We start from the raw sequence: 25,452 nt of genomic DNA, 5'->3' as shown, positions 1-25,452 counted from the left end.
CCGGTATCAGGCCTTCTTGCAGGAGGACAGGACGCCGACCACGCCGACGCCGGTGGGCTTCAGCGGCAGCTTCGTGGAGGCCGCGGGGCACCTCGGCACGGTCAGGTCGTAGACGCCGCGACCGAAGGTCGCCGAGGTGAGCTGGCGGGTGGGCTCGTGGTACCGCAGGTACATGACGGGCGCCTGCGGCAGGTCGGTGCCGAGCGCCGCCCACTCGCCGCCGTTCCACGCCGACATGAACACCCCGACGTCGGTGCCGACCAGCAGGAGGCCGTCGGCGGTCGGGACGATGCTGTTCACCGGCGCGTCCGGCAGGCCTTGGCCGATGTCGCTCCACGTCCGGCCGCCGTCGCGCGTGATCATGACGTGCGGGCGGTCGCTGCCGGAGCGGAACCCGGAGAACGTCGCGTAGGCGATGTCCTCGTCGGTCGGGTGCACCGCCACCCGGGTGACCCACGTGCCGGGCAGCTGCGCCGGGTCGACCTGGTGCCAGGTCCCGCCGAGGTCGTCGGTCCACCACAGCCGGCCGTCGTCGGTGCCGACGTACAGCGTGTCGCCGTCACTGGGCGCGGCGGCGATCGTCGTGATCGTGCCCCACGGGTAGCCGGACGGGTCGTTGGGGCCGCCGCCGGTGAGGTCCGGGCTGATCGGCGTCCACGTGCGACCGTTGTCGGTCGACCGGTTGACGATGTTGCCGGCGTAGTACATGACGTCCGGGTCGCTCGGGTCGAACTGCAGCGGCGTGAGCCAGTTGCGCCGGGCCGAGGTCGTCTGACCGGCGCCGATGGTCTGCCGCGGCGCGGCGCCGGAGTTCTCCGACCGGTAGCAGGAGCCGTACTGGCTGCAGCCGAAGACGATCGTCGGGTCCTCCGGGTGGATGATCACCTGGAGGCCGTCGCCGCAGCCGATCGCGGACCACGGCCCGCCGACGCCGGTGTAGCCGCGGTTGCAGCCGTTGTCCTGCGCGCCGCCGACCTTCAGCACCGGGTCGGTCTCGGCCACGTCCACCGTGTAGAACTGCGTGTACGGCTCGTAGGTCGACTTCACCCAACCGCCGGCCCCGTTGGCCTCCGAGCGGTAGAAGCCGCCGTCGTTGCCCAGGTAGACCCGACCGGGCACCTTCGGGTCCCAGCGCATCGTGTGCTGGTCGGCGTGCACCCCGCCCACCGACGAGAAGCTCTGCGCGCCGTTGGTCGAGCGCATCAGGTTCACGCCGGTCAGGAACACGTGGTCGGCGTTGGTGGGGTCGACGAAGAGCTTGCCGAACCACCAGCTGAACGTCGACTGGGACGCCTGGCCGGCGGTCACGGGGGTCTGCGTCCAGGTGTCGCCGCCGTCGTCGGACCGGTAGAAGGCGCGGAACGGGCCGAGCGCGGTCCCGACGTACGCGTAGAGGCGCTGGGGGTCGTTCGGGGCGAGCGCGAGACCCCAGCGGCCCTGGTCGGCGTCGGTGGGCAGGCCGTTGGTCATGCGCTGCCAGGTCCGGCCGCCGTCGTCGGAGCGCCACAGGCTGGAGCCCGGGCCGCCGTAGGTGCGCTGGTGCGGTTCGCGCAGGTGGTCCCACATGGCGGCGTACATCCGGCGGGGGTTGGTCGGGTCGATGAGGACCTCGGTGGCGCCGGTCGTGGGGTTCGGCGGCGCGAGGACCTGCCGCCAGCTGTCGCCACCGTTCTCCGAGAGGTAGACGCCGCGCTGGCCGCCGGGCTTGAAGAGGTTTCCGCTGGCGGCGGCGAAGATGCGGTCCTCGTCGGTCGGGTCGATGGCGAAGCGGGCGATGGCGTGGCTGTCGCGCAGGCCGACGTGCCGCCAGGTCTTGCCCCGGTCGGTCGAGCGGTAGATGCCGTCGCCTCCGAAGGTGATCGAGCCACCGCCGGGCTGGGCCTCGCCGGTGCCGGCGAACAGGACACCGTCGCTGGTCATGGCGACGGCGCCCATGCTCTGCGTCCCGTCGTCCGGCCAGGCCGTCTCGAACGTGGCGCCGGCGTCGCCGGAGCGCCAGATCCCGCCGGACGCGGCGGCGATGAAGACCTGGTCCGGCACCTGCGGGTCGACGGCGATGTCGACGACCCGGCCGCCGATGTTGCTGGGGCCGAAGAACGACCACGGCCGCTCGGCCAGGTGCCGGTACGCCTTGCGGGTGTGCGCAGCGACCAGGTCGGCCTCGCCGCGGGCCTTCGTGTACTTGGCGGTGGAGAGATCGGTGCTGCCGTCGCTCATCCGCTGGGCGGTCATCCACTCGTCGGGCAGTTCCATCGGGCCGGTGGGGGTGCTGGTGGCGAGCGACACCTCCTGGGTGGGCCCTGGCGTCGATGAGGCGGTCAGCGCGACTGTGGCGAGCAGCGCGACAGCCGCCGTCATGGTGAGGCCGCGATATCGGCGGATGAGCGTGAGCTTCATTCGGGTCTCCCTGTTGGCGGGGGTCGTGGGAAAGCGGTCTCCACCGTGCACGCTAGACAGGGGAGTGAGCCGGGTCACCGAGCAACTGTCGCGAATGCCGTCGGCCTCTTAGGACACCTGTCGAGGCCCGCACCAGCGCTGTCGGCAGCCGGCGGTTGCGGGTGCGCGACGACGGGCCCGGCAACGGGGCTGGACCCTATGTAGAGTTCCGATATAGTGGGCCGGTGCGTATCACCGTCCCCGTCACCAAGGTCCTCGCGGCCCTCCTCGCCGATCCCGGCGCCGAGTGCTACGGGCTGGACCTCATGAAGGTCACCGGTCTGCCCAGCGGCACGCTCTACCCGGTCCTGCACCGGTTGCAGAGCGCCGGCTGGCTCGACGCGCACTGGGAGGCGATCGACCCCGCGGCCGAGGGCCGGCCCGCGCGCCGCTACTACCGGCTCACCCCCGAAGGCGCCGTCGCGGCCCGCCGGGCACTCGCCGAGCTGCGCGCCCTGACCACCGACGGACGGCAGTCCTGGGGTGGCGCCGAGCCGACGGGCGCACCGGCGTGGTGACCCGCCGGCTCGCCGAGGCCCTGCTCCGGGCGGCCACCCGGCGTTGGCCCGCCGAGTACCGCGACGAGCTGGGGCGCGAGTGGAGCGCGGAGCTGCACGTGCTGACCGCGCAGCGGCAGCGTCTGCGGATGCTCCGCTACGCCGCGAGCCTCGCCGCCAGCCGACCCGACGGCCCGCTCGCCGGTCCGCGCGCGGTCCGCGGGCGGGCCGGGCGCACCGCCGCCGCGCTGCTGCTCGCCCCGGTCGCCGGCGTCGGGATCGTGCTGGTCAGCGCGGTCGTGATGGCCGTCGTGGTGAACGGGTTCCTCGCGACGACCGTGAGCTGGTCGACACGTGCGCAGTTGCCGCTGCTGACGGTCCTGACCGCCGCGTTGGCGCTGCTCCTGGCCCGGTTCGCGGCGCGCTGGGGTCGCCGCAGCGCCCTCGCCGGGCCGCTGCGTACGGCCCTCGGCGTCATGCTTCCGGTCGGCGTCACCGCCGTCCTCCTCGAGTACGTGCTGAATCGGGGCACCCAGGGCCTGATCCGGGCCGCCCCCGGCCTGGTGAGCTGGCTGACCCTGCTCACCCTCGTCCTGTGGGGCGCGTCGGCGCTCGCCGGTCGCGGCCGTGTCCGGGCCGCGTGGTGGTTCGGCGTGCTCGGCGCCCTCGTCGTGGCCGACGTGTCGGTCGTCCTCACCGTGGTCAACGCGATCCCCGCCGGCCCCCAGACCGTCGTCGACGGCCTGCCGCAGGCCGACACGGTCGACCGGATCTCCGCACCCCTCTGGCTCTTCGCGAGCTGGACGGACTGGTCGTTCGGGCTCCCCAGGCCGACGCCGTGGGAGCTGTTCCTGATCACCGATCTGGTGGAGGTGCAGCCCTACCTCTACCTGGCGGTCAGCCCGTACGCGCTCGCGTACGCCGTCAACGCCGCGCGGTCCGCGCCGCCGGCCGACGCGGCGCCGCCGGCGGGGTTGCCCGCCTGAGCGGGCCGGTCACCGGCCACCGCGCCCGGCGGGGCGGCCACCGGCCTCCCGCCTAAGCGGGCCGGCGGGTCGCGTGCGCCCGGCGGCTCAGCGGCTCTGGAACTCCGGCAGCCCCGCGTCGTCGCTGTCCGGGCCCACCACGGCCGTGAGCGTCGTCCCGTCGGCGCAGAGGGCGGTGGCCCGCAGGTACGTCCGCCGCTGCTGCGCCCGCATGAGCACCTCGGCCTCGAAGATCTCGTCCTCCACGCGGAGCAGGTCGACGTCGTCGCGCCGCTCGTAGTGGGCCCGCACGTCCAGCGGCGTCATGCGGACGACGGCCTCGACCGTCGTGAGCGCGCCCTGCGGGACGACCGACGTGACCCGTGCCCCGTCGGGCAGCAGCAGGCCCGTGACGTCGGCGTCGACCTCGGCGTCGGCGTCGAGCGGCACCCGGTCGCAGCTCGGCAGGTTCGCCAGCATGCCCGGGCCGCGACCGGCCGGTTGCGGGGCGTCCGTCCCGCCGCACGCCGTCAGGAGCAGCGGGACCGTGGCGGCGACGGCCAGCGTCCGGAGTCTCACCGCCGCAGCATGGCACGCTCAGCGCAGCACGCGCCACCGCCGGACGGCGAGCAGCAGCGCGGCGATGACGACGGCAGTGACCACCATGAGGACGGTCGTGATCAGGGCGCCGTAGGCGAAACCGGAGAACTCGAAGGCCTGGTCGAAGATGTAGACGGGCAGGTAGAGGGTGGCGTTGGCCGGGCGGCCGTCGGTGAGGACGTACGCGGGCACGAAGTTCACCTGCAGTGTCAGGATCGTGTCGCGTACGGCGAGCAGGAGCAGCACGGGTGCGAGCAGCGGCAGGGTGAGCCGGCGCAGCTGCCCGAACGGGCCGCAGCCCTCCAGGGCCGCCGCCTCGTAGAGCCGCCCGTCGAGCAGCCGCCGGGCGGCGAGGACGACCAGGAAACCCTCCCCGATGGGGAACACCAGCATCAGGGCGACGGCCACCCGGGCGGTGCCCGGGTCCGACAGCCACGTGAACCCGGGATGGCCGACGAGCCCGAGCACCTGGTTGAGCGGGCCGTACAGCGGGTTGAGCACCCACAGGAAGAGCACCGCGAGGGCCACGTCGGGCACGACCGTCGGCAGGTACACCGCTACCCGGAACCAGCGGCCACCCGGTCGCGGCGCCGCGAGCAGCAGGCCCAGACCGACGGCGGCGAGCAGCCGCAGCGGCACCGCCAGCGCCACGTGGACCGCCGACGCCTCCACGCTGTCGAGCAGGAAACCGTCGGCGACCATCCGCCGTACGTTGGCGAAACCGACGAACTGGGGATCGCGGGTCAGCCCGGTGTGGTCGGTGAACGCGTAGCCGACGTTGAGCAGCGCCGGCAGCGCGATCAGCAGGCCGACCGCGACCGCGTACGGCGCGAGGAACGCCCACGCGGTCAGCGGCCGGCGGGACCGGTCGGCGCTCACCGCAGGCGCCGCCCGCTCGCCGTGTCGAACCGGTGCAGCCGACCCGGGTCCGCGCGCAGCCGCACCTCGTCGCCCGGGCGGACGCCGGGGCGCGGGCCGGTGCGGACGGTCAACCGGGTGCCGTCCGGGCAGCGGGTCAGCAGGATCGTCTCGCTGCCGAGCGCCTCCACCGCCTCGACCGCGGCCCCGACCGGCCCGTCGGGATCGAGCGCCAGGTCCTCCGGGCGGACGCCTACGGTCACGTCGTCGGCGCCGCCGAGCACGCCGCCGCCGGGGACGAGGTTCATGGGCGGGCTGCCCAGGAAACCGGCCACGAATACGTCCGCCGGCTCGTCGTACACCTGCTGGGGCGGCCCGACCTGGCGGACCCGGCCCCGGTCGAGGACGGCGACGCGGTCGCCGAGGGTCATGGCCTCGGCCTGGTCGTGGGTGACGTGGACGGTCGTCGTGCCGAGCTCCCGGTGCAGGGTGATCAGCTCGGCGCGGGTGGCGAAGCGCAGCGGCGCGTCCAGGCTGGCCAGTGGTTCGTCCAGCAGGTAGACGGTCGGTTCGCGCAGCAGCGCGCGGGCCAGGGCGACGCGCTGGCGCTGGCCGCCCGAGGTCTGGTCGGGGTAGCGGTCGAGAAGCTCCCCGATGCCGAGCCGGTCGGCGGCGGCCCGGGCCCGCCGTTCGGCCTCCTGCCGGCGGACCCGGCGCACACGCAGCCCGAACGTCAGGTTCGCCAGGACGGTGAGGTGCGGATAGAGCGCGTAGTCCTGGAAGACCATCGCGACGGCCCGCCGGTGCGGCGGGATCCGGGCGACGTCCTGCCCGTCGACGAGGATACGGCCGCCGTCGGGCCGGTCCAGGCCGGCGACCAGTCGCAGGATCGTCGACTTTCCCGAGCCCGAGGGGCCCACGAGGGTCAGCAGCTCGCCGGCGCGCACCTCCAGGTCGACGCCGTCGAGGGCCACGACCCGCCCGTACGACCGGGTGAGCGACTCGAGGCGGACGGCCCCGCGCTCACCCACCCGTGCCCGCCGGCAGGCTGAAGAGCGGGCGGATCTTCTCCTCCAGTTGTCGCAACCCCTCCTCCCGGCCGACCCGGCCGTAGAAGACCTCCTCGAGCAGGGCGTCCGCCTCCCGCTCGACGCGGGACCAGGTGCCGGTGCGGGGAGTGGCCCGCAGGTGCGGCTCGGCGTCGAGGTAGACGCGGGACGACGCGGGCGGCTTGGCCGGGTCGAGGAACGCGGGGGAGTTCGCCACGTCGAGCCGCGACGGCACGGTACGCCCCGAGGCGGCCAGGATCCGCTGGCCCTGCTCGCCCATGGCGAACTCGATGAACCGCCACGCGTCGTCGTGGTCGGGACGGCCGGCGCTCATGCAGTACGCGTCGCTGTGCAGGATCGACGCGGGCACCCCGCCGGGCGCCACCGGCAGCGGCGCGGCGTCCCACGTGAAGCCGTCGATCGTGCGCAGCGTGGGGACGGCCACCCGGCTGTTGAGGTACATGCCGAGGGTGCCGCGCAGGAAGCGGGCCTCGCTCGACTCGCTCTGCTCCTCGGCGTCCGGGGGCACGACGTGGTGCGTGAGCTGGAGGTCGAGGAACCAGTCGACGGCCTTCCGGGTGGCCGGGTCACCGGTGAGGGTGAGGGTGGTCGGCCGGGCCGGGTCGTCGACGAGCTCACCCCGGTTGGACCAGACGAACGGCGCGAGCCGCGGGATCGACGGCTCCACGCCCAGGCCGTACGTGCCGTCGCCGGTCAGCGCACGGGCGGCGGCGAGCAGGTCGTCCCACGTCCAGCCGGCGCGCGGCGGCGGCACACCCTTGGCGGCGAAGAGGTCGGCGTTGTAGTAGACGACCAGCGACGACATGTTCTGCGGCAGGCAGGTCAGGGTCTTCCCGTCGAAGCGGAAGGCGTCCAGCGCCCGCGGGCTGAAGTCGCTCTCGTCAAGGGCGGTGCTGCGATCCAGGTAGGACTGCACCGGCTCGATGGCCTGCTGGGCGGCGAACTGCCCGTACCGGCGGTAGTTGAGCAGGAACACGTCGGGCGGCTGACCGCCGGCGAACGCGGTGGTCAGCCGCGCCATCAGCTCGTCCTGGGTGGCGACCGGGGACAGGTTGACGGCGACGTCGGGGTGGGCGTCGGAGAACGCGTCGACGAGGCCGCGGTAGCCGGCGATCTCCTCGGCGTCGCCGAAGAGCACGACCGTGATCCCCGAGTCGTCCGCCGCGTCGCCGCCGCTGTCACAGGCGACGGCGCCGAGCAGCAGCGCGGCGGTGACCAGGGCGGCACAGCGTCGGAAGCGGCTCACCTACGACCTCCAGATCTCAGGGCGGCCAGCGGATCGTCGTGCAGCAGGATCCGCTGCGCCAGCAGGAACACCACCACGCACGGCAGGGTCGCCACCACACAGCCGGCCATGAGCAGTGGCCAGTCCGTCGGGTTCAGCAGTCGCAGGAACTGCAGGCCCAGCGGGTACGTGTAGCGGTCGCCGCGGTGCAGGTACAACAGCGGGTCGATCAGGTTCGACCAGTGGAACGTGAACGCGAGCACGGCCACCGCGAGGGTCGCCGGCCGCACCTGGGGCAGCGCCACGCGGCGCCAGACGGTGAGCCACCCGGCCCCCTCCAACCGGGCGGCCCCGAGCTGGCTGTCCGGCACGCCGCCGAAGGCCCAGGCGTACAGCAGCACGAGGAAGGGGCTGCCGGCGAGCAGCGCCGGCGCCAGCAGCGGGACGTACGTGTCGACGACCCCGGCGAGCCGGAACAGCTCGAAGCGGGTGGCCCAGACGGCGGTGACCGGCACGAGCAGCACCGCCAGCAGGCCGAGCACGGCCCGCCGCCGGGCCGCCGGCGTGAGCAGCCGCAGCCCGAAGCCGGTCAGCGAGGCGACGACGACCGTCAGCGGGACGGCGACCGCGACGACCATCGCCGAGTTCGCGAGGTAGCGGAAGAGGGGGATCAGCTCCGGCAGCCGGGCGTACGCGGCCACGGTCGGCTCGGGCGGGAGCAGCTCCAGGGTGCGGGGCGGGGGCCGGCCGGCGGGCCGGAGCGAGCCGACCACCATGAACCACAGTGGGGCGGCGAACAGGGCCGCGAACAGCGCCGGCACCACGAACCGCCCGATGATCCGCGGTGCCGCGGAGGGGCCCGAGGACCGCACGTCCCGCCCTTCCCGCCAACTGGTTGGCGTGCTCGTCCACGTCTCCCCGCCACCGGCTGGCATCGCCCATCGCCCAGCCCGGTGGCGGGTGTGCGGCCGAACCTATGGCCCGGCGGCGCACCCGTCATCGGGCACCTGTTGGAATCCCCCGCCCACCGCTCCTACGCCTGTCGCAGTCCTCGGGGTCACGCTGGGTGGCGGTGGCGTACGACAGACGTAGGAGACGCCGACGATCAACTTCCGCACCTGTCCGATGACCGGGCCACCCCCGGATTCCTAGGGTTCCACCATCTGCCGCACCGGCGGCCCGCCGACCCTGCCCGGGACGGCCGTGCCGGTGCCGGACCAGGGAGGAGCACCATGCGAACCAGGAGGAGCTGGTGGCGTGCGTCGGTGGTGGTCATGCTGACCGCCGCCGTCGGCCTGCCGGCGGCCGCCGCGACCGCGAAGCCGGCCGCGGAACGTCTCGGACCGGTCGTCCGGGACGGAGTCACCCAACCGGTGTTCGGGTACGCCGACGCGATCCGCGAGCGGGTATTCGTCACCTCGGACGTCGACACCGACGGCGACGGCGCGCGTGACGTCGTCGCCATGGACATCATCCGGCCCAAGGCCAGCGACGAGGGCCTGCGCGTGCCGGTCGTCATGGACGCGAGCCCGTACTACTCGACGGTCTGCCGCGGCAACGAGAGCGAGTGCAAGGAGGACGTCGACGGCGACGGCCTCAACGACAAGTGGCCGCTCTTCTACGACAACTACTTCGTCCCGCGCGGCTACGCGGTGGTGCTGCTCGACATGATCGGCACCAACCACTCGACCGGCTGCCCGGTCACCGGCGGGTACGCCGACAACATCAGCGCGCCGACGGCCATCGACTGGCTCAACGGCCGGCGCCCGGGGCGCAACGCCGCCGGTGAGCCGGTCGTGGCGACCTGGCACAACGGCCGCACCGGCATGATCGGCAAGTCGTACGACGGCACCCTCGCCAACGCGGCGGCCGCCACCGGCGTCGAGGGCCTCACCACGATCGTGCCGATCTCGGCCATCTCGAGCTGGTACGACTACTCGCGCAGCAACGGCCTGGTCACCCGCGCCAACAACTACTCCGGCAGCCTCGCCAACACCGTCACCAACCCGGACCGGCGGGCGTACTGCGCGCCGGTGCGCACCCAGTTGGGCGTGGACGGCGACGACGTGACCGGCGACTACAACGACTTCTGGGCCGAGCGGGACTACGTCCCGCACGCCGACCGGGTGCGCGCCAGCGTGTTCGTGGTGCACGGCATCAACGACAACAACGTCCGTCCGGACCACTTCAGCAAGTGGTGGGACGCGCTCGCGGAGAACGACGTCCCCCGCAAGCTGTGGCTGACCGGCACCGGCCACGTCGACCCGTTCGACTTCCGCCGCGGCGAGTGGGTGGACACCCTGCACCGCTGGTTCGACTACTGGCTGCACGGCATCCAGAACGGGATCATGAAGGAGCCGCGGGTCGACGTCGAGCGGGCCCCGGACGTGTGGGAGACCCACCGCGACTGGCCGATCCCGGGCGCCCGCCCGACCCAGGTGTTCCTGCGGCCGGGCGCCGAGGGGGAGGCCGGCGGCCTGTCGGTCCGCCCGAACGCCGGCAAGGCGTCCCGGACCTTCCAGGACACCCCGACCATGAGCCAGACGAACGCGATCCGGCACCCGTCCGACCCGGCGGCGAACACCGAGAACCGGCTCGTGTTCCTGTCCCAGCCCCTGAAGGCGCCGCTGCACATCTCCGGCACGCCGGTCGTGCGGATCAAGGCGTCGGTGAACGGTGAGGACACGAGCTTCGCCGGGCTGCTCGTGGACTACGGCACCCGGCCGCGGTTCAGCACGGCCGGCGACGGCATCGCGACGCTGACCGAGGAGGACTGCTGGGGCGAGGCGGCCACCTGGGGCGGGCACGCCGAGGACGCCTGCTACCGGCAGACCCGCAAGACCATCGCCACCGACGCGCAGGAGCTGGTCACCAAGGGCATCCTCGACGGGCTGAACCTCGACTCGCTGCGCGTGTCGACTCCGCTGGTGCCGGGGCAGAAGAACGCGGTCGACGTGCCGCTGCTGCCCGAGGACTACGTCTTCGAGGCCGGTCACCAGATCGGCGTGGTCCTGCTCGGCTCCTACTCCGGCTACAGCAGCCGGGCCAAGCAGAACCGGGCGGAGATCACTGTGCACTTCGACAGCAGCCGGATCGAGCTGCCGGTGGTCGGCGGCCGGACGGCCGCCGTCCGGGCCGGGCTGTAGCGACACCCGAACCGACGGGCGGGGCGGCCAGGCCGCCCCGCCCGTACGGCGCCCGACGTGTGCCGCCCGTACGGCGCCCGACGTGTGCCGCCCGTACGGCGCCCGACGTGTGCCGCCCGTACGGCGCCCGACGTGTGCCGCCCGTACGGCGCCCGACGTGTGCCGCCCGTACGGCGCCCGACGTGTGCCGCCCGTACGGCGCCCGACGTGTGCCGCCCGGTCAGCTCTCCGGGCGGTACGCGCCGTCAGCTCTCCGGGCGGTACGCACCGGTGAGCCGACCGAGCTTCAGCGCCAGGTGCAGGCAGAGCCGCTCGTTGCCGTTCTTCAGGTCGGTCTCCGCCAGCTCCTCGATGCGCTGCAACCGGTAGTACAGCGTGGTCCGGTGCAGCCGTAGCTGTTCCGCCGTGGCGTGGGCGTTGCCGGCCAGGTCCAGGTACCGCTCCAGCGTCTGCAACAGCACGGGGCTGGGCTGCTCGCGCAGGAGCCGGTCCAGGCCCGGATGCACGTCGGCCATGTCGAGGCGCCGGCCCTCCAGCCGCGACAGCACCCGGTAGATGCCCAGCCCCGACCAGGAGACGACGCTGCCGAGAGCCGGCAGCCGCACGCCGACCCGGGCGGCCTGCAGCGCCTCGCCGTACGACCCGAAGGCGTCGGACAGGCCCGGGCGCGTCTGCCCCACCCCGACGACCGAGCGGTCGACGCAGGCGAGCCCCCGCGTGGCGTGGCGCAGGTTGTCGTCGAGGAGCTTCGCGGCCGTCTCGGGGGAGGGACGGCCCGCCCCCCGCCCGCCCGCGAGCAGCAGCACCCCGTGGTCGTCACGCACCAGGTGCAGCGCCTCCCGACTGCCGACCCAGCGCCGGGTGGTGACCAGCGCCTGTTCGAGCGCGAGCCGGGCCACCTCGTCGGGCACCCGGTCGTCGGGCGGGACGAGCTGCGCCACGAGCGCGGTGGCGGGCCCGTCGGCGATCATCCCCGCCTCGCGCAGGGCCTGCACCGAGCGGTCCCGGGTCGCCTCGCTGTCCGACAACAGCGTTCGGGCCGCCTCGGACTCGCGTTGCGAGGCCAGCTCACCGAGCAGGTTCTCCCGGTAGAGGGCCAGGGACAGCTCACTCATCAGCCCGGTGGCGGCGATGTCCGCGTCCGCCATCGTGCCGTCCGGGTCGATGAACCACACGAATCCCAGGAGCAGATCCTGGTGGCGTATCGGCACGCAGACCCGTGGCAGCAGGTCCAGTTCCTTCGACGCCGGCGTGCGCACAGGCTCGCGGGCGTCCATGATCCCGACGTTGCGGAACCACGCCATCACCTCCGGCGTGGTCTGGCGGCGCAGGATCGACGCCCGCCGTACGCCGTCCATCACGCCGGTGTGTTCGCTGTAGACCACGACGCGCTGGCGCCGGTCCTCGATCAGTGCTGGTCGACCCGCGTACGCGGCGAGCGCGTCAACCAAGCGTTGCAGCTCACCCTCCATTGGGCTCCTCCGGTCGCCCCTCACTGGACCTTCCACGACGGACAGGTACCCGTCGGTGCGCCCCACCGAGCCTCGATGGCCCGGCCGCGCCAGGGCCGCACAGAACGATCATGCTGGTCGGCATCGACCGGGACAACCGTCTACCCGGCCGTAGCCAGCGGCCCGGCACCCGGGAAGCCCGGGATCGCCCGTTTTCCGTACGCCGGGGCGACCCGTCCCCCACAGTGGTGCCGTGGGCATGAGCGGGTTGCGGACGGACCTGTACGAGCTGCGGATGGCGGCCAGCTACCTGCGCCGCGGCATGACCGACCGGGCGACGTTCAGTCTCTTCGCCCGCCGGCTGCCGCCCCGGCGCGGCTTCCTCGTGGCCGCCGGGCTGGCCGAGGCGCTGACCTTCCTCGAGGAGTTCGCGTTCGACGCCGCCGACCTGCGCTATCTGCGCGACGTGGGCGGCTTCGACCAGCCGACCCTGGCCGCGCTGTCGGCGCTCCGCTTCACCGGCGACGTGTGGGCCGTCCCCGAGGGACGGGTGGTGTTCGCCGACGAGCCGCTGCTGGAGGTGACGGCCCCGATCGCCGAGGCGCAGCTCGTGGAGACCGGCGTGCTCAACATCGTCACGTTCCAGACCACGATCGCCAGCAAGGCGGCCCGCTGCCGGCTCGCGGCCGGCGACGCCCAACTGGTCGACTTCGCGTTCCGGCGCACCCACGGCATCGAGGCGGGGGCGGGGGTGGCCCGCGCCTCGGCCATCGCCGGCTTCGCCGCGACCAGCCACGTCGAGGCGGCGCGCCGCTACGGTCTCGCACCGTCCGGGACGATGGCCCACTCCTACGTCGAGGCGTTCCCGGACGAGCGGTCGGCGTTCCGCGCCTTCGCCACCGACTCCCCCGACAACCCGATCTTCCTCGTGGACACGTACGACACGCCCGCCGGCGTGCGCGCCGCCGTCGACGTGGTCGCCGAGCTGGGGCTGACCGGCCCGCTGGGCGTACGGCTCGACTCGGGTGACCTCGCCGCGCTGGCCCGGCAGGCCCGCACGATCCTCGACGACGCCGGCTTGACCCACGCCCGGATCGTGGCGAGCGGCAGCCTCGACGAGGCCGCCGTCGCCGATCTCGTGGCCGCCGGCGCGCCCATCGACGCGTACGGTGTGGGCACGAAGATGGGCGTCTCCTACGACGCGCCGTCGCTGGACAGCGCGTACAAGCTGGTCGCGGTCGGCGACCGGCCGGTGCTGAAGCTGTCACCCGGCAAGGCCACCCTGCCCGGCCCCAAACAGGTCTTCCGGGACGCCGCCGGCGAGGCCGACGTGGTGGCCCGGCGCGACGAGCCCGCCCCCGGAGACCGGGAACCGCTGCTCGTGCCGGTCATGCGCGACGGCCGCCGCCTGGAACCCGCGGACCCGCCCGAGGAGGTACGCGCCGCGCGGCGCCGCCTCGACGCGGACCTGCGCTGGCTTCCCGAGCCGGCGCGCCGCCTCACCGATCCGACCCCGCTCACCGTCACCGTCAGCCCGGCGTTGCGGGCGCTGCACGACCGGGTGGCCGCAGAGGCCAGGCGGGGCGGCGCCTGACCGGGCCCGCGCCCGGGCGGCAAGAGGTGCACGCCCGTCGATGGCCGCTGGTCGCAGCGGCCGTCGCCGCTCGGCTCAGCCAGCCGTCCGCTCGTCGCGCCGAACCCCCCGGCTCATCGCCTGCCGCTGTCGGATGATCACCGTACGTGATTTCATTCCCCGCGCCGGCCGGCTTCCGCACCGAACTCGAGACGAGGAGCTGAGTGTGAAGAAGCGTCTACGAGTACGTCTCGCCGCCGTCGCCGCGCTGACCGTCGGCGCCGGCCTCCTGCCCACCACCGCGGTGGCCCAGTCCGGCGGGCACGCCGACTGGATCGGCAGCTGGTCCGCCGCCGTGGCCCGGCCGGGCACGTCCGGCACGTCGGCGGCCGGCTTCACCGACACGACCCTGCGGCAGGTGGCGCACCTGTCCGTCGGCGGTGACGGCGTCCGCCTGCGCATCAGCAACGTCTACGGCACCACCGCGCTGACCGTCGGCGCCGTCACCGTGGCGCCGCGCACCGGTGGCGCGGGCACCCCCCAGGTCGACCAGGGCGCCCTGCGCCCCGTGACGTTCGACGGCGAACGGTCGGTGACCATCCCCGCCGGCGTCGAGTGGTGGTCCGACCCGGTGCCGATGCGGGTGGCCGACGACTCCGACCTGGTCGTCAGCACCTACCTCCCGGGCCCCACCGGCCCGACGACCTGGCACCCCGCCGGCTACTCCACCTCCTTCCGCGCCACGGGCGACGCGACCTCCGACGCCGGGGGAGCGTTCACCCGCCTGGACACGGCGCGGTACTTCCTCTCCGGAGTGGACGTCGTCTCCCGCGCGGCCGGGTCGGTGGTGTTCTTCGGCGACTCGATCACCGACGGCGTCGTCTCGACGGTCGACGCGAACCTCCGCTACCCCGACCAGGTGGCGGACCGGCTGCTGCGGCGGCCCACGGCCCGGCAGTGCGGCGTGCTCAACGCCGGCATCAGCGGCAACCGGCTGCTGAACAACGCCGGGACGGCGGGCGACTCGGCCCTGGCGCGCTTCGACCGAGACGTCCTCGGCCAGGCCGGGGTCCGCAGCGTCGTGTTGCTGGAGGGCATCAACGACATCGGCAACAGCCGAGGCGCCCTCGAACCGGAGCAGCTCATCGCGGTCTACCGGCAGTTCATCGCCCGGGCGCACCAGGCGGGGATCCGGGTCGTGGGCGCCACGATCCTGCCGTACGAGGGCGCCGGCTACTACAGCGAGGCCGGCGAGGCCGACCGCCAGGCGGTCAACGAGTGGATCCGCACCTCCGGCGAGTTCGACGCGGTCGTCGACCTGGACGCCGCCACCCGCGACCCGGCCGACCCCGGCCGCCTCAACCCGGCGTACGACTCCGGCGACCACCTGCACCCCGGGAACGTGGGCTTCACGGCGATGGCCGAGGCCGTGAACCTCCGCGACATCTGCTGATGGAGGGCCGACCCATGCGCAGACGCGCCACCCTCGGCGCCGTGGTGGCGCTCGGGCTCACACTGGCCGGGCTCACCGCACCACCGGCCGCGGCGGCCGGACCGGCGGCCACCACGGGTGCCGTCACCGGCCCGGTGCACGCGCCCGACGGCGCGTACGTCGCCCGGGAGACCGTCGTCGGGCCGCGCCTGGTCGACCTCACGATCCAGTCACCGGCGCTCGGCGGGACCGCCGCCGTACGCCTGCTGACGCCCGACGGGTGGGAGCAGCGCCGGCCCGGGGACCGCTGGCCGGTCCTCTACCTGCTGCACGGCTGCTGCGACTCGTACGTGAGCTGGACGCGCTCCACCGACGTGGCGAGCATCCCGGAGCTGCGCGACGTGCTCGTCGTCATGCCGGAGGCCGGTGCCGCCGGCTGGTACAGCGACTGGTGGAACGGGGGCCGGGGCGGCACGCCCGCCTGGGAGACGTTCCACCTCGACGAGGTGCGCCGCATCCTGGAGCGGGGTTACGGCGCCGGTCCGAAGCGGGCGGTGGCCGGCCTCTCGATGGGCGGCTTCGGGGCCATGTCGTACGCGGCCCGCCACCCGGGCATGTTCCGGGCGGCGGCGTCGTTCAGCGGCGTCGTGCACCCGTCCCGCGACGCGTCCTACTGGCTGCCGTTCTTCGGCCGCACCGGGCTCGACCCGTACGACCTGTGGGGCGACCCGGTGGCGCAACGGCACATCTGGGCGGCCCACGACCCGTACCACCTGGCGAAGCGGCTGCGGCACACCGCGTTGTTCGTGGCCACGGGCGACGGCACCGCCGGCGGGCCGTTCGACCCGCCGGGGACGACCGACGGTCTGGAGGCGCTCATCCACGCCGAGAACGTCGCCTTCGTCGACCGCCTGCGGGAGCTGGGGATCTCCGTGCGGACCGACTTCTACGGGCCGGGCAGGCACAGCTGGCCGTACTGGGAGCGGGAGCTGCACCGGGCGCTGCCGACGCTGCTCGGCGCGCTCGGCACGGGTCGCGGCGCGGCGACCCACGAGGTCGCGCGGTAGCCCGCGGCGTCCGCCGGTGACCCTTTGTGGGTCACCGGCGGACGCCGGCTACCGCTCGGGGCCGCCCTCGACGGGGTGGACGGTGCGGGCGGCGACCGCGCGGAGCTTGTCGGGGTTGGCGACGTTGTGGATCGCGACGACGGAACCGTCCTCGTCCAGGTCGAGGGTGAGCGTGGCGATGACCCGGCCGGCGCCGCTGAACACGATGCCCGGCCACCCGTTGATCTCGACCAGTTCGACGGCCATGTCGGCGGGCTCGACCCCCTGGTAGGGGCGGGTCGCGATGCCCGCGAACCACGCGGCCACCCGCTCCGCGCCGGTCACCGGCCGCATCGCCTGACGCACCTTGCCGCCGCCGTCGGTCCACAGGGCCACATCGGGGGCGAGCAGCTGCATCAGCCCGTTGATGTCACCGCCGGTGGCGGCGGCGAGGAAGCGCTCGGTCACTTCCCGCTGCCGGGCACGGTCGGTGTGGAACCGCGGCCGCCGGGCCTGCACGTGCCCGCGGGCGCGGTGCGCGGCCTGGCGCACCGTCGCCTCGGACCGGTCGACGGCCTCGGCGATCTCGGCGTAGCTGAAGCCGAACGCCTCCTTGAGCACGAACACCGCGCGTTCGAGCGGGGTGAGCGTCTCCAGCACCACCAGCAGACCCATCGACACGGCGTCCGCGGCGGCCACCTCGTCGGCGGTGTCCGTGCTCGTCAGGATCGGCTCGGGCAGCCACGGCCCGACGTACGTCTCCCGTCGGGCCTGCGCGGACCGCAGCCGGTCCATCGCGACGTTCGTGACGATCCGCACCAGGTACGCCTTCGGGTCGGCGACCTGCGACCGGTCGGCCGCCGACCACTTCAGCCACGCGTCCTGTACCGCGTCCTCGGCGTCGGCCGCCGTGCCGAGGATGCGGTAGGCCACGGAGAACAGCAGGTTCCGGTGGTCGTCGAAGACGCTGCCCCGCCGGTCGGTGGTCATCGGGTGTACCGGCCGCCGCGCCGCCACGCGAACGATCCGACGGCCGGGTACCTCTGGAGCCGACGGAACGACGGCCACCCTGACGAGCTCACCGTCTCCTTGTACCAGACGGCGGCGCGACCGGTCAGGTAGAGCCGCTTGGGGCTGTCGTCAGGGTGGGTGAACTGGATCACGGCGTCGCGGCGGCCGAGGCTCACAGGAGCGTGCAGGTAGCCGAACCGGAACGGGCGTGGCTGCCGGCCGTCCAGCTCCCGCGCGATCGACAGGGCCGCGTGCACACCCGTCGGCATGCCGCTCTGGCAGGTGCCGTGCATCACCCCGTAGCGCTGCCGGACCGCGGCCGCGTCGCCGATCGCGTACACCTGCGGGTGCGACACCGACCGCAGCGTCGGGTCGGTCACGATGCGTCCCCGCTCGTCGACCGCGAGACCCGCGGCGGCCGCCAGCGGCGGCACCCGGACCCCGCTGGTCCACAGCACCACGTCGGCCGGGACGCTGTCCCCGCCGGCCAGCTCCACCGACTCCGGCAGCACCTTGACGACCTCGACCCCGCTCACGACCCGGACGCCCAGCCGGGCGAGCGCGCGACGCAGGTGGGCCCTGGCCCCCGGCGTCATCGTCGCCCCCGGCTCCTGCCGGCCGACCAGCACGACGTCCAGGCCCGGGTGCCGCTCGGCGATCTCGGCCGCGCACTCCACGCCGGTCAGCCCGCTGCCGCACACCACCACGGTGCCGCCGCCCAGGCCTGCGAGCCGCCGCGCCAGCAGGTCGGCGTCGTGCGCGCTGTCGAGGGTGTACGCGTTCTCGTCCACGCCGGGAACGGCCGCGGTGTCGGCGACGGCGCCCAGCGCGTACACCAGCCGGTCGTACTCCAGCACCCGTTCGTCGTCGATCCGCACGCGTCGCGCGGCGGCGTCGACGCCGGTGACCCAGCCGCGCACGAACTCCACCCCGGTGCCCGCCAGCAGGTCCGGGATCCGCAGATCCGCCAGCCGCTGCCCCGAGGCGGTCTGGTGCAGCCGCAGCCGTTCGGTGAACCGCTCGTCGGCGTTCACGACGGTGATCCGCACGTCGCTGCGGCGCCGGGTGCGCCCGGCGAGGCTGGTCGCCGCGGCCAGTCCCGCGTACCCGGCGCCGAGAATCACGATCCTGTTCATGTGCCTGCCCCTTCTCGCGTTGTCGACGACCACGGGACGAGCCGGTACGGTCTGCCCGTGAAGCGCGGTGACGGGCGTCACACGGCGGGCGGGCCACGCCCGTCCGGTCCGGCACCCGCCGGTGAGCGTCCGGCCGTTGCCTTCACGCGCGAACCCGGGTGATCCTTGGCCGAAGGCGACAGCGGGGACGCCCCGGGTTGCCCGGGCGCGGCCGGCGACGGAACGGAGCACGATGACCGATCAAGGTGGACTGCACATCGGCCCCATCGGCACCCTCCGTTTCGGGCAGGACGTCGCCGAGCACGACGAGCGGCTCGACTCCTACTTCCTCCGGACCGGGACGTACTGGGCGTTGGTCCACGACGACGTCGACCTCGTCATCGGCGCCAAGGGCACCGGCAAGAGCGCCATCGCCCGGTTCCTGTCCAAGGCCGACGTCGACATCGAGCAGCTGAACGACGTCATCATCATGCCGGCCTTCAACATCCGCGGCTCGATCCTCTTCAAGCGACTGATCAACCAGGTCGACGCGGACGACGAGGGCATCTACCGGGACATCTTCCTGGCCTACATGGTGGGCCTGGCCGGGAACTACCTGGTCAAGACGTTCTCCGACACGGCCGACGTCGCGGCGCTGGAGGAGGGCATCCGTAGCTGCGGGCTGATGGTCGACGAACCGTCGCCGCACTCGGTGTGGCGGCGGGTGCTGAGCCGCATCCGGCCGCAACTGGGAACGACGATCGTCGTCAGCGACGGGGACGGGTCACCGGGCGCCCCGAACCGACAGGCGTCCGGCGACGCGTTGCTCGTCTCGCTGGACACCCTCGAAGGGCTGCTCGATCTCATCTACGCGGCGCTCGAGCGGTTGAACCTGCGCATGTGGATCCTCTTCGACCGGCTCGACGAGGCGTTCCCGGACCGGCGGGACGTCGAGGTGGCCGCCCTGCGCGGGCTGCTGCGCGCCCACCTCGACGTGTGCAGTTTCGGGATGCGACTGCGGCCCAAGCTGTTCCTGCGCCTGGACATCTTCGACCGCATCACGCAGAAGGAGGGGTTCGTCAACGCGACCCACCTGCGGACGACCCGGATCACGTGGGACTCGGACGCCATCCTGCACATGATCGCCCTGCGGGTCACGGCGGGCGCCGAGCAGCAGGAGCTGGTGAGCCCGGCGGTCAAGGACATGCTGACCACCTCGACCGGCCGCCGCCGTCTCTGCCGCAGCCTGTTCCCCCGCCGCATGGAGAACCTCGATCCGCTCGTGTGGCTGCTGCTGGTCACCGTCGACGCGACCCGCGAGTTCAACCCGCGCAACGTGCTGACCCTGCTGCGCAGCGCGCAGCTCGCCGAGATCCAGATCGCCATGCGGGACCGGGCCGGGATGTCCGCCCGCCGGGACACGTTCGTCCTCTCCCCCCGGGCACTCCAGCAGGGCTACCGGCAGCTCTCACTGGCGCGCATGCAGGACACCCTCTACGCCGAGAGCACGATCGCCCGGACGTACATCGAGAAGCTCCGCGGCCGTGCGGTCAGATTCACCCAGGCGGAGATCGCCGAGCGGCTGGGCGTCACCGGCGAGGAGCTGGAGGAGGTGCTCCGTGTGCTGCGGTACATCGGATTCCTCCGCAAGAACGAGGGCGTCTTCATCGTTCCGCCGCTCTACCGGCCGGCGTTCTTCGTGTCGATCCACGGCGCCGAGCTGCGACTGGGCGCGGCCGAGGCCGACGAGATGACCGGGCTCGCCGAGCCGGAGGAGACCGCCCGGCCCGACGACGACCCGGCGGCGGGCACGGTCGGCGGCGCGCCGGACGAGGTCGGGGAACCGCGCGACGACGACGGCGAGGCGGCGGCCGACGCCCCGGCGCCGGAGGCCGCGACGTCCGCCAAGCGCCGACGCCGCGGCCGCCGGCCGAAGCGCCGGGGCAGCAGCCGGGACGAGCTGGTCCCGACCAACACCCCCTCCGAGATCGGCGACCAGCTCGACTTCGCGCAGGAACTCGGCGACGCGCTCGGCAGCGACGAGGCGATGGTCGGCCTGCCGGCCGGCGACTCTCCGGTGAGCCTCGGCGTCGGCGACAGGTCGGGCGGGGCGTCGGCGCCGGCGGGTCCGACCTCGTCGCTCGTGGCCCGGACGGGAGCGTGGGCCGTCGGGCAGGCGCGGGAACTGGGGGAGCAGGGTGACCCGGTCGGCGGCTTCCACCTGCTCCACCCGGGCCACACCGGCCACGACGGCGCCGCCTGCGTGGCTGCCGACCTCGCCTACCTCTCCTGCGACGAGTCCACCATCGACCTGGCCGTCGAGATGTTGCGCAACGGCGGCGCGGAACGGTCCTGGCCGGCCCGGGCACGGTTGCTGGTCCTCGAGTTGATGAGGAACCACCTCGACGAGGCGCAGGCGCTGGTGGTGAGCGCGGCGAAGCGGTACCTGCAGGAGATCGCCATCGGCGTGGTGCGGATGGTGAGCCAGGTGCCGGAGCGGGAGGCCCAGTTCTGGCAGACCAGCCTGGCGTTCATCAGCGGACCGGACGCCCCCGTCTCGTCGCTGCGGCCGCTGTGGCCGATCCTCGCCGCCTCACGGGTGATGCCGATCGGCCGGCATTCGTGGGAGCGCGGCCTCGGCAACGTCACCGGCGACGTCGAGGAGCTGCGCAACCAGATCTGGACACGGGAGCTGTGGAGCCTGACCATCCGGCACATCGAGGGCTTCCTGCACGCGTACGCGAAGGGCGGCCCCATGTCGACGGCGCCCGTGCTTCTGCCGTACCAGATCCTGTCCTGCGCCTGCGTCCTGGAGAGCGCCGGCCGGCTCAGCCCAGCGCTGCGGGCGGGGATCGCGCGGTCTCTCGGCACGCACCTGGAGGGCACGGACCTCCGTAACCGTGAGCGGTTCCTGGAGTGGGTCCAGTACGCGCCGCTGGTGCTGGAGGTGGAGATGCCGGTCGGACCGGGCCCGGGGGCCGGCACGGGACAGCGGCGGAACGTGCCACGGCAGGGCGGCCGGAACAACGGGGGCGGCTGGCGCGGCCAGAGCCGCAACGTTCCCGACCAGGAACTGTGCGACTTCGTCGTACGCGTCGTCCAGGACGGGCTGTTCGAAGGGCGGCCCGGCATGCTGCTGTCCGAGATGGGCAATCGGCTGCTGGCGCGTTCTCCGGGCTTCAACTACCGGGCGCTCGGCTACACGTCGCTGCTGGACTTCGTCAATGCCGTGTCGGAGGCCGACAACCGGATCGTCATCCAGAAGACGGCCGAGAACCAACCCTACGTCGTGCTCGGCTGACTAGCTCTTCGAGTGGTCGAACCGCACCCTGCTGAACGCCGACACGAACATGGCCAGCAGCAGGACGACGAGGCTCGCCCAGACGACGGGCCCCGCGACGAGCGGGAGCCGCCCGTCGGTGCCCGCGAACACGACCAGCATGCTGCTGACCTCGCCCGCGGCGAAGACGGCGAGCAGCAGGGCCAGAGGCACCGACCGGAACGTCATGGTCATCCGCCCGTGCAGCCGGCCGAGCCCGTAACCGACGAGCGTCGCCCAGCGCTGCAGCACGAGCGCGATCGCCAGCGCCGGGAGGACCTGAGCCGACAGCGAATAGAACTCAACATTCCGCACGGACGCATGCTACTGAGCCCGGTCGACAGCACGGCCCGCCTCGACGCGCCGGGTGGGGTGCGACGACCGCGCCGACCGGGTCGCAACACGCGGTGATGTGCCGCTCAACGACCGGAACCCGCCGATCACCGCTCGTGCCTGTTCGCTGACCGCTCGCCGGCGGACGGCACCTGTGCCAGACCCGGGACGGCCCACGACGATCGAGACTGTTCGATCGACGGCTGTCGAAGGGGGAGGCGTCATGACGGGTGTACGGAGGCGGGACCTGCTGGCGGGAGCGGCCGGGGCGGCGGCGCTGGCCGGAGGCGGGACGGTGGCCGCGGAACCGGCGCTGGCCGGCCCGCGGGACGCGGCGGGGGACCGGAACCGGCGGGTCGCCCTGCGGGAGGGCACGGACGTGGCCGCCCAACTCTCCCCGGACGGCCGGATGATCGCCATGGACCTGGTGAGCGTGCTGTGGGTGCTGCCCGCGTCCGGCGGTCCGGCGCGGCGCCTCACCAGCGACCTGTTCGACATCGCCCAGCCCGACTGGGCGCCGGACAGCTCCACGATCGCCTTCCAGTCCTACCGGGACGGCGCCTTCAACCTGTGGCTGATCCGCCCGGACGGTTCCGGGCTGCGACAGCTCACCCACGGCCCGTACGACCACCGGGAGCCCCGCTTCTCGCCCGACGGGCGGCGCATCGCGTTCTCCTCGGACCTGACCGGCAGCTACGGGATCCACGTGCTCGACCTGGCCACCGGCGGGACGAGCGTCGTGGCGGACACCGGCGTCGAGGAGTACGAACCGGCCTGGTCGCCCGACGGCACACGGATCGCGTTCGTGGTCGCCAACACCCGCATCGACGTGGTCGACCTGGCCAGTGGCGCCCGCACCACGGCGGTGACCGCCCCGACCGGCGCCGTCCTGCACAGCCCCGCCTGGACCCCCGACGGCCGTGACCTGGTCTACCACCGGCTGCTCGACGGTCGCAGCGAGCTGTGGCGGGGCGACACGCCCCTGGTCACCGGCGAGGACACCTACCCCTTCCGGGTCTCCTGGCGCTCCGACCGCGAGTTCGTCTACGCCGCCGACGGCCGGATCCGCCGCCGCCGACTCGACGGAGGCCGCCGCCAGGACGTCGGCTTCGTCGCCGCGGTCACCGTGGCCACGCCCCGGTACCGCAAGCGGCGGCGGGACTTCGACTCCACCGTCCGCAGGCCGGTGGTGGGCATCGGCAGTCCCGTGCTGTCGCCGGACGGCCGGCGGGTGGCCTTCCGCGCCCTCAACGACATCTACCTCATGACCATCGGGCAGCCGCCCCGACCGCTGACCCGCGACCAGTGGTGGAAGTGCGACCCGGCATGGTCGCCGGACGGGCGGTACCTGTCGTACTCCACCGACCGGGGCGGGAAGCTGGACATCTGGCTGCGCGACCTGCGTACCGGCGAGGAGCGGCAGCTGACCGACCTGCCGGACGCCGCCGCCGTCTCCGGCACCTGGTCCCCGGACAGCGCCCGCCTGGCCTTCCTCGACCAGAACGGCGCGCTCTACACCGTCGAGGTGGCCTCGGGAGCGGTGCAGCCGGTGTTCGGGGCGACCTTCGAGCCCGGCCGTCCCACCTGGTCGGCCGACGGCCGGACCATCGCACTGGCCGCCGTCGTGCCCTACTCCGCCCGCTACCGCGAGGGACTCAGCAAGATCCTGCTGGTCGACCGGGTCACCGGCGCCGCGCGCTACGTCGACCCGATGCCGCACCGGTCGATCCAGACCCGCGGTGACGACGGTCCGGTGTGGTCGCCCGACGGCCGCCGCATGGCGTTCGTGGTCGCCAGCGTGCTGTGGGTGGTCGACGTCGGACCCGACGGCACGTTCGCGGGCGCGCCGCGGCAGGTGACCCACGAGGTGACCGACGCGCCGAGCTGGAGCGGTGACTCCACCCACCTGCTCTACCTGAACAACGGGCGGCTGCGGCTGGTGTCCGCCGACGGCGGCGCCCCGCGTACCGTCCCGGTGGGCTTGACCTGGACCAACAGCCGGCCCCGCGGGCGTACGGTGATCCGGGCCGGACGCCTGTGGGACGGCGTCGGCCACCGCCTGCGCGCGGACGTCGACGTGGTGGTCGAGGGGCACCGCGTCGTCGCCGTCGAGCGGTCCCGGCCCGGCCGCGACGGCCGGATCGTCGACGCCCGCGACGGGGTGGTGATCCCCGGCCTCATCGACATGCACCACCACCGGGAGATGCAGGGGTACGCCTACGGCGCCCGGCAGAACCGGCTCTGGCTCTCCCTCGGCGTGACCACCACCCGCTCGCCGGGCAGCCCCGCCTACCACATGGTCGAGGAGCGGGAGTCGGTCCAGTCCGGCGCCCGGATCGGCCCCCGGTACTACGCCACCGGCGAGGCCGTGGACGGTCCCCGCATCTACTACAACTTCATGCGCCCCACCTTCGACGAGCGGCAACTGGCGCTGGAGCTGGAGCGGGCCGGGGCGCTCGACTACGACCTCATGAAGGCGTACGTCCGGCTGCCGGTCGCCTGGCAGCGCGCGGTGGTCGCCTGGTCGCACCGGCGGGGGGTGCACGCCACCTCGCACTACCACTACCCGGCGTTCGCGTTCGGCAGCGACGGGATGGAGCACACCGGCGCCACGAACCGCTTCGGCTACTCCCGTACGGTCACCGCCATCGGGGCCGGCTACCAGGACGTCATCGACATCTTCAACGTCTCCCGGGCCGCCCGCACACCGACCCTGTTCGGCGCGAACACGCTGCTGCGCGAGGACACCTCACTGGTCACCGACCGGCGGGTCCGCACGCTCTACCCGTCCTGGCAGTACGCGGCGCTACAGGCCGCCGTCACCGCCGCGCAGGCCACCGACCAGACCGCCAACCGGGAGAACCTGGCCCGGCAGGTCGCCCAGGCGGCGGCGATGATCCGTGGCGGCGGGCGCGTGCTGACCGGCACCGACTCGCCGATCGCGTTCAACGCCGTGAGCCTGCACCTCAACCTGCGGGCCATGGTGAGGTACGGACTCACCCCGTACGAGGCGCTGACGACCGCCACCCGGGCGCCCGGCGAGTTCCTGGAGGAGCCGATCGGGCAGATCGCGCCCGGCATGTACGCCGACCTGGTGGTCCTGGGCGGCGACCCGCTGAGCGACATCGACCAGGCGGCCAACGTGCGGCAGACGATGGCCAACGGGGTGCTGCACGACGTCGACGAGTTGCTCGCCCCGTTCGAGGCGGCGCGGACGGCGACGGCCGCCGCCACGACGAGCACCCTGTTGCCGCCGCTTCCCGCCCACCCGGACAACGCCCGGTACTGGTGGCACGACCCCCACTACGTCGAGGCCGGCCGGCACGCGTGCTGCGCCGAGGGCTGAGCGGCGCGACGACGATCAGTAGGCTGCAG

General features: G+C 73.5%; 18 protein-coding genes. 8 read left to right on the top strand and 10 right to left on the bottom strand.

Annotated features, from left to right (window positions below):
- Positions 1–6: 6 nt before the first annotated feature.
- Positions 7–2,397 (bottom strand): WD40/YVTN/BNR-like repeat-containing protein, encoded by a 2,391-nt coding sequence (locus OG994_RS10630; RefSeq protein WP_328853039.1) that lies wholly within the window; start codon positions 2,395–2,397, stop codon positions 7–9.
- Between the two features lie 224 nt (positions 2,398–2,621).
- Between OG994_RS10630 and OG994_RS10625 the strand changes: the two genes are divergently transcribed.
- On the top strand, positions 2,622–2,954 hold the full coding sequence (locus OG994_RS10625; RefSeq protein WP_328853038.1) for a PadR family transcriptional regulator: 333 nt from the start codon (positions 2,622–2,624) through the stop codon (positions 2,952–2,954).
- A complete protein-coding gene (locus OG994_RS10620; protein ID WP_328853037.1) occupies positions 2,948–3,919 on the top strand; it encodes a hypothetical protein in 972 nt (323 codons plus the stop codon). Before OG994_RS10625 ends, OG994_RS10620 begins: the two co-directional genes overlap by 7 nt.
- An 87-nt stretch (positions 3,920–4,006) precedes the next feature.
- Here the strand turns inward: OG994_RS10620 and OG994_RS10615 are convergent, their stop codons facing one another.
- Genes OG994_RS10615 through OG994_RS10595 form a run of 5 tightly spaced genes read right to left on the bottom strand, consistent with a single transcriptional unit; the run spans position 4,007 to position 8,523 of the window.
- A complete protein-coding gene (locus OG994_RS10615) occupies positions 4,007–4,477 on the bottom strand; it encodes a hypothetical protein (RefSeq protein ID WP_120330165.1) in 471 nt (156 codons plus the stop codon).
- An 18-nt stretch (positions 4,478–4,495) separates the two neighbouring features.
- Positions 4,496–5,377: a carbohydrate ABC transporter permease gene (locus OG994_RS10610; RefSeq protein WP_120330166.1), complete on the bottom strand. Its 882-nt coding sequence runs from the start codon at positions 5,375–5,377 to the stop codon at positions 4,496–4,498.
- Positions 5,374–6,387, bottom strand: a complete 1,014-nt coding sequence (locus OG994_RS10605; RefSeq protein WP_328853036.1) for an ABC transporter ATP-binding protein — start codon at positions 6,385–6,387, stop codon at positions 5,374–5,376. The genes OG994_RS10610 and OG994_RS10605 overlap by 4 nt, the downstream gene beginning before the upstream one ends.
- A complete protein-coding gene (locus OG994_RS10600; protein WP_328853035.1) occupies positions 6,380–7,672 on the bottom strand; it encodes an ABC transporter substrate-binding protein in 1,293 nt (430 codons plus the stop codon). The genes OG994_RS10605 and OG994_RS10600 overlap by 8 nt, the downstream gene beginning before the upstream one ends.
- A complete protein-coding gene (locus OG994_RS10595; protein WP_328853034.1) occupies positions 7,669–8,523 on the bottom strand; it encodes a carbohydrate ABC transporter permease in 855 nt (284 codons plus the stop codon). The genes OG994_RS10600 and OG994_RS10595 overlap by 4 nt, the downstream gene beginning before the upstream one ends.
- 360 nt (positions 8,524–8,883) lie before the next feature.
- Here OG994_RS10595 and OG994_RS10590 point away from each other — a divergent pair, with 360 nt between their 5' ends.
- Positions 8,884–10,797, top strand: a complete 1,914-nt coding sequence (locus OG994_RS10590; protein WP_120330170.1) for a Xaa-Pro dipeptidyl-peptidase — start codon at positions 8,884–8,886, stop codon at positions 10,795–10,797.
- Positions 10,798–11,042: 245 nt separating this feature from the next.
- Here the strand turns inward: OG994_RS10590 and OG994_RS10585 are convergent, their stop codons facing one another.
- On the bottom strand, positions 11,043–12,269 hold the full coding sequence (locus OG994_RS10585; protein ID WP_120330171.1) for a PucR family transcriptional regulator: 1,227 nt from the start codon (positions 12,267–12,269) through the stop codon (positions 11,043–11,045).
- A gap of 238 nt (positions 12,270–12,507) precedes the next feature.
- Between OG994_RS10585 and OG994_RS10580 the strand changes: the two genes are divergently transcribed.
- The 3 genes from OG994_RS10580 to OG994_RS10570 all read left to right on the top strand — a co-directional run bounded on the left by OG994_RS10580 (position 12,508) and on the right by OG994_RS10570 (position 16,320).
- Complete coding sequence (locus OG994_RS10580) at positions 12,508–13,842, top strand: nicotinate phosphoribosyltransferase (protein WP_328853033.1); 1,335 nt, start codon at positions 12,508–12,510, stop codon at positions 13,840–13,842.
- Positions 13,843–14,047: 205 nt separating this feature from the next.
- A complete protein-coding gene (locus OG994_RS10575; RefSeq protein ID WP_240033067.1) occupies positions 14,048–15,274 on the top strand; it encodes an SGNH/GDSL hydrolase family protein in 1,227 nt (408 codons plus the stop codon).
- 14 nt (positions 15,275–15,288) lie between these two features.
- A complete protein-coding gene (locus OG994_RS10570) occupies positions 15,289–16,320 on the top strand; it encodes an alpha/beta hydrolase (RefSeq protein WP_328853032.1) in 1,032 nt (343 codons plus the stop codon).
- Between the two features lie 48 nt (positions 16,321–16,368).
- Here OG994_RS10570 and OG994_RS10565 read toward each other — a convergent pair whose 3' ends face one another.
- Positions 16,369–17,289, bottom strand: coding sequence for an RNA polymerase sigma-70 factor (locus OG994_RS10565; protein ID WP_328853031.1), 921 nt, complete (start codon positions 17,287–17,289; stop codon positions 16,369–16,371).
- Positions 17,286–18,446, bottom strand: coding sequence for an NAD(P)/FAD-dependent oxidoreductase (locus OG994_RS10560; RefSeq protein ID WP_328853030.1), 1,161 nt, complete (start codon positions 18,444–18,446; stop codon positions 17,286–17,288). Before OG994_RS10560 ends, OG994_RS10565 begins: the two co-directional genes overlap by 4 nt.
- Positions 18,447–18,678: 232 nt before the next feature.
- On the opposite strand from OG994_RS10560, the gene OG994_RS10555 reads away from it, so the two are divergent.
- A complete protein-coding gene (locus OG994_RS10555; RefSeq protein WP_328853029.1) occupies positions 18,679–21,726 on the top strand; it encodes a P-loop ATPase, Sll1717 family in 3,048 nt (1,015 codons plus the stop codon).
- Here OG994_RS10555 and OG994_RS10550 read toward each other — a convergent pair whose 3' ends face one another.
- On the bottom strand, positions 21,727–22,059 hold the full coding sequence (locus OG994_RS10550; protein ID WP_120330177.1) for a hypothetical protein: 333 nt from the start codon (positions 22,057–22,059) through the stop codon (positions 21,727–21,729).
- Between the two features lie 241 nt (positions 22,060–22,300).
- Here OG994_RS10550 and OG994_RS10545 point away from each other — a divergent pair, with 241 nt between their 5' ends.
- A complete protein-coding gene (locus OG994_RS10545) occupies positions 22,301–25,423 on the top strand; it encodes an amidohydrolase family protein (RefSeq protein WP_328853028.1) in 3,123 nt (1,040 codons plus the stop codon).
- The last annotated feature ends 29 nt before the right edge of the window (positions 25,424–25,452 follow it).

This window comes from Micromonospora globbae (genome assembly GCF_036184225.1).
Taxonomy (GTDB): Bacteria; Actinomycetota; Actinomycetes; order Mycobacteriales; family Micromonosporaceae; genus Micromonospora; species Micromonospora globbae.
This window is presented reverse-complemented; position numbering and strand designations above follow the sequence as displayed.

Excerpts from the sequence above, each read along its gene's own strand:
- OG994_RS10555 (WP_328853029.1), top strand. The coding sequence starts at position 18,679 with ATGACCGATCAAGGTGGACTGCACATCGGCCCCATCGGCACCCTCCGT.
- OG994_RS10590 (WP_120330170.1), top strand. The coding sequence starts at position 8,884 with ATGCGAACCAGGAGGAGCTGGTGGCGTGCGTCGGTGGTGGTCATGCTG.
- OG994_RS10570 (WP_328853032.1), top strand. The coding sequence starts at position 15,289 with ATGCGCAGACGCGCCACCCTCGGCGCCGTGGTGGCGCTCGGGCTCACA.
- OG994_RS10585 (WP_120330171.1), bottom strand. The coding sequence starts at position 12,269 with ATGGAGGGTGAGCTGCAACGCTTGGTTGACGCGCTCGCCGCGTACGCG.
- OG994_RS10630 (WP_328853039.1), bottom strand. The coding sequence starts at position 2,397 with ATGAAGCTCACGCTCATCCGCCGATATCGCGGCCTCACCATGACGGCG.
- OG994_RS10560 (WP_328853030.1), bottom strand. The coding sequence starts at position 18,446 with ATGAACAGGATCGTGATTCTCGGCGCCGGGTACGCGGGACTGGCCGCG.
- OG994_RS10565 (WP_328853031.1), bottom strand. The coding sequence starts at position 17,289 with ATGACCACCGACCGGCGGGGCAGCGTCTTCGACGACCACCGGAACCTG.
- OG994_RS10580 (WP_328853033.1), top strand. The coding sequence starts at position 12,508 with ATGAGCGGGTTGCGGACGGACCTGTACGAGCTGCGGATGGCGGCCAGC.
- OG994_RS10545 (WP_328853028.1), top strand. The coding sequence starts at position 22,301 with ATGACGGGTGTACGGAGGCGGGACCTGCTGGCGGGAGCGGCCGGGGCG.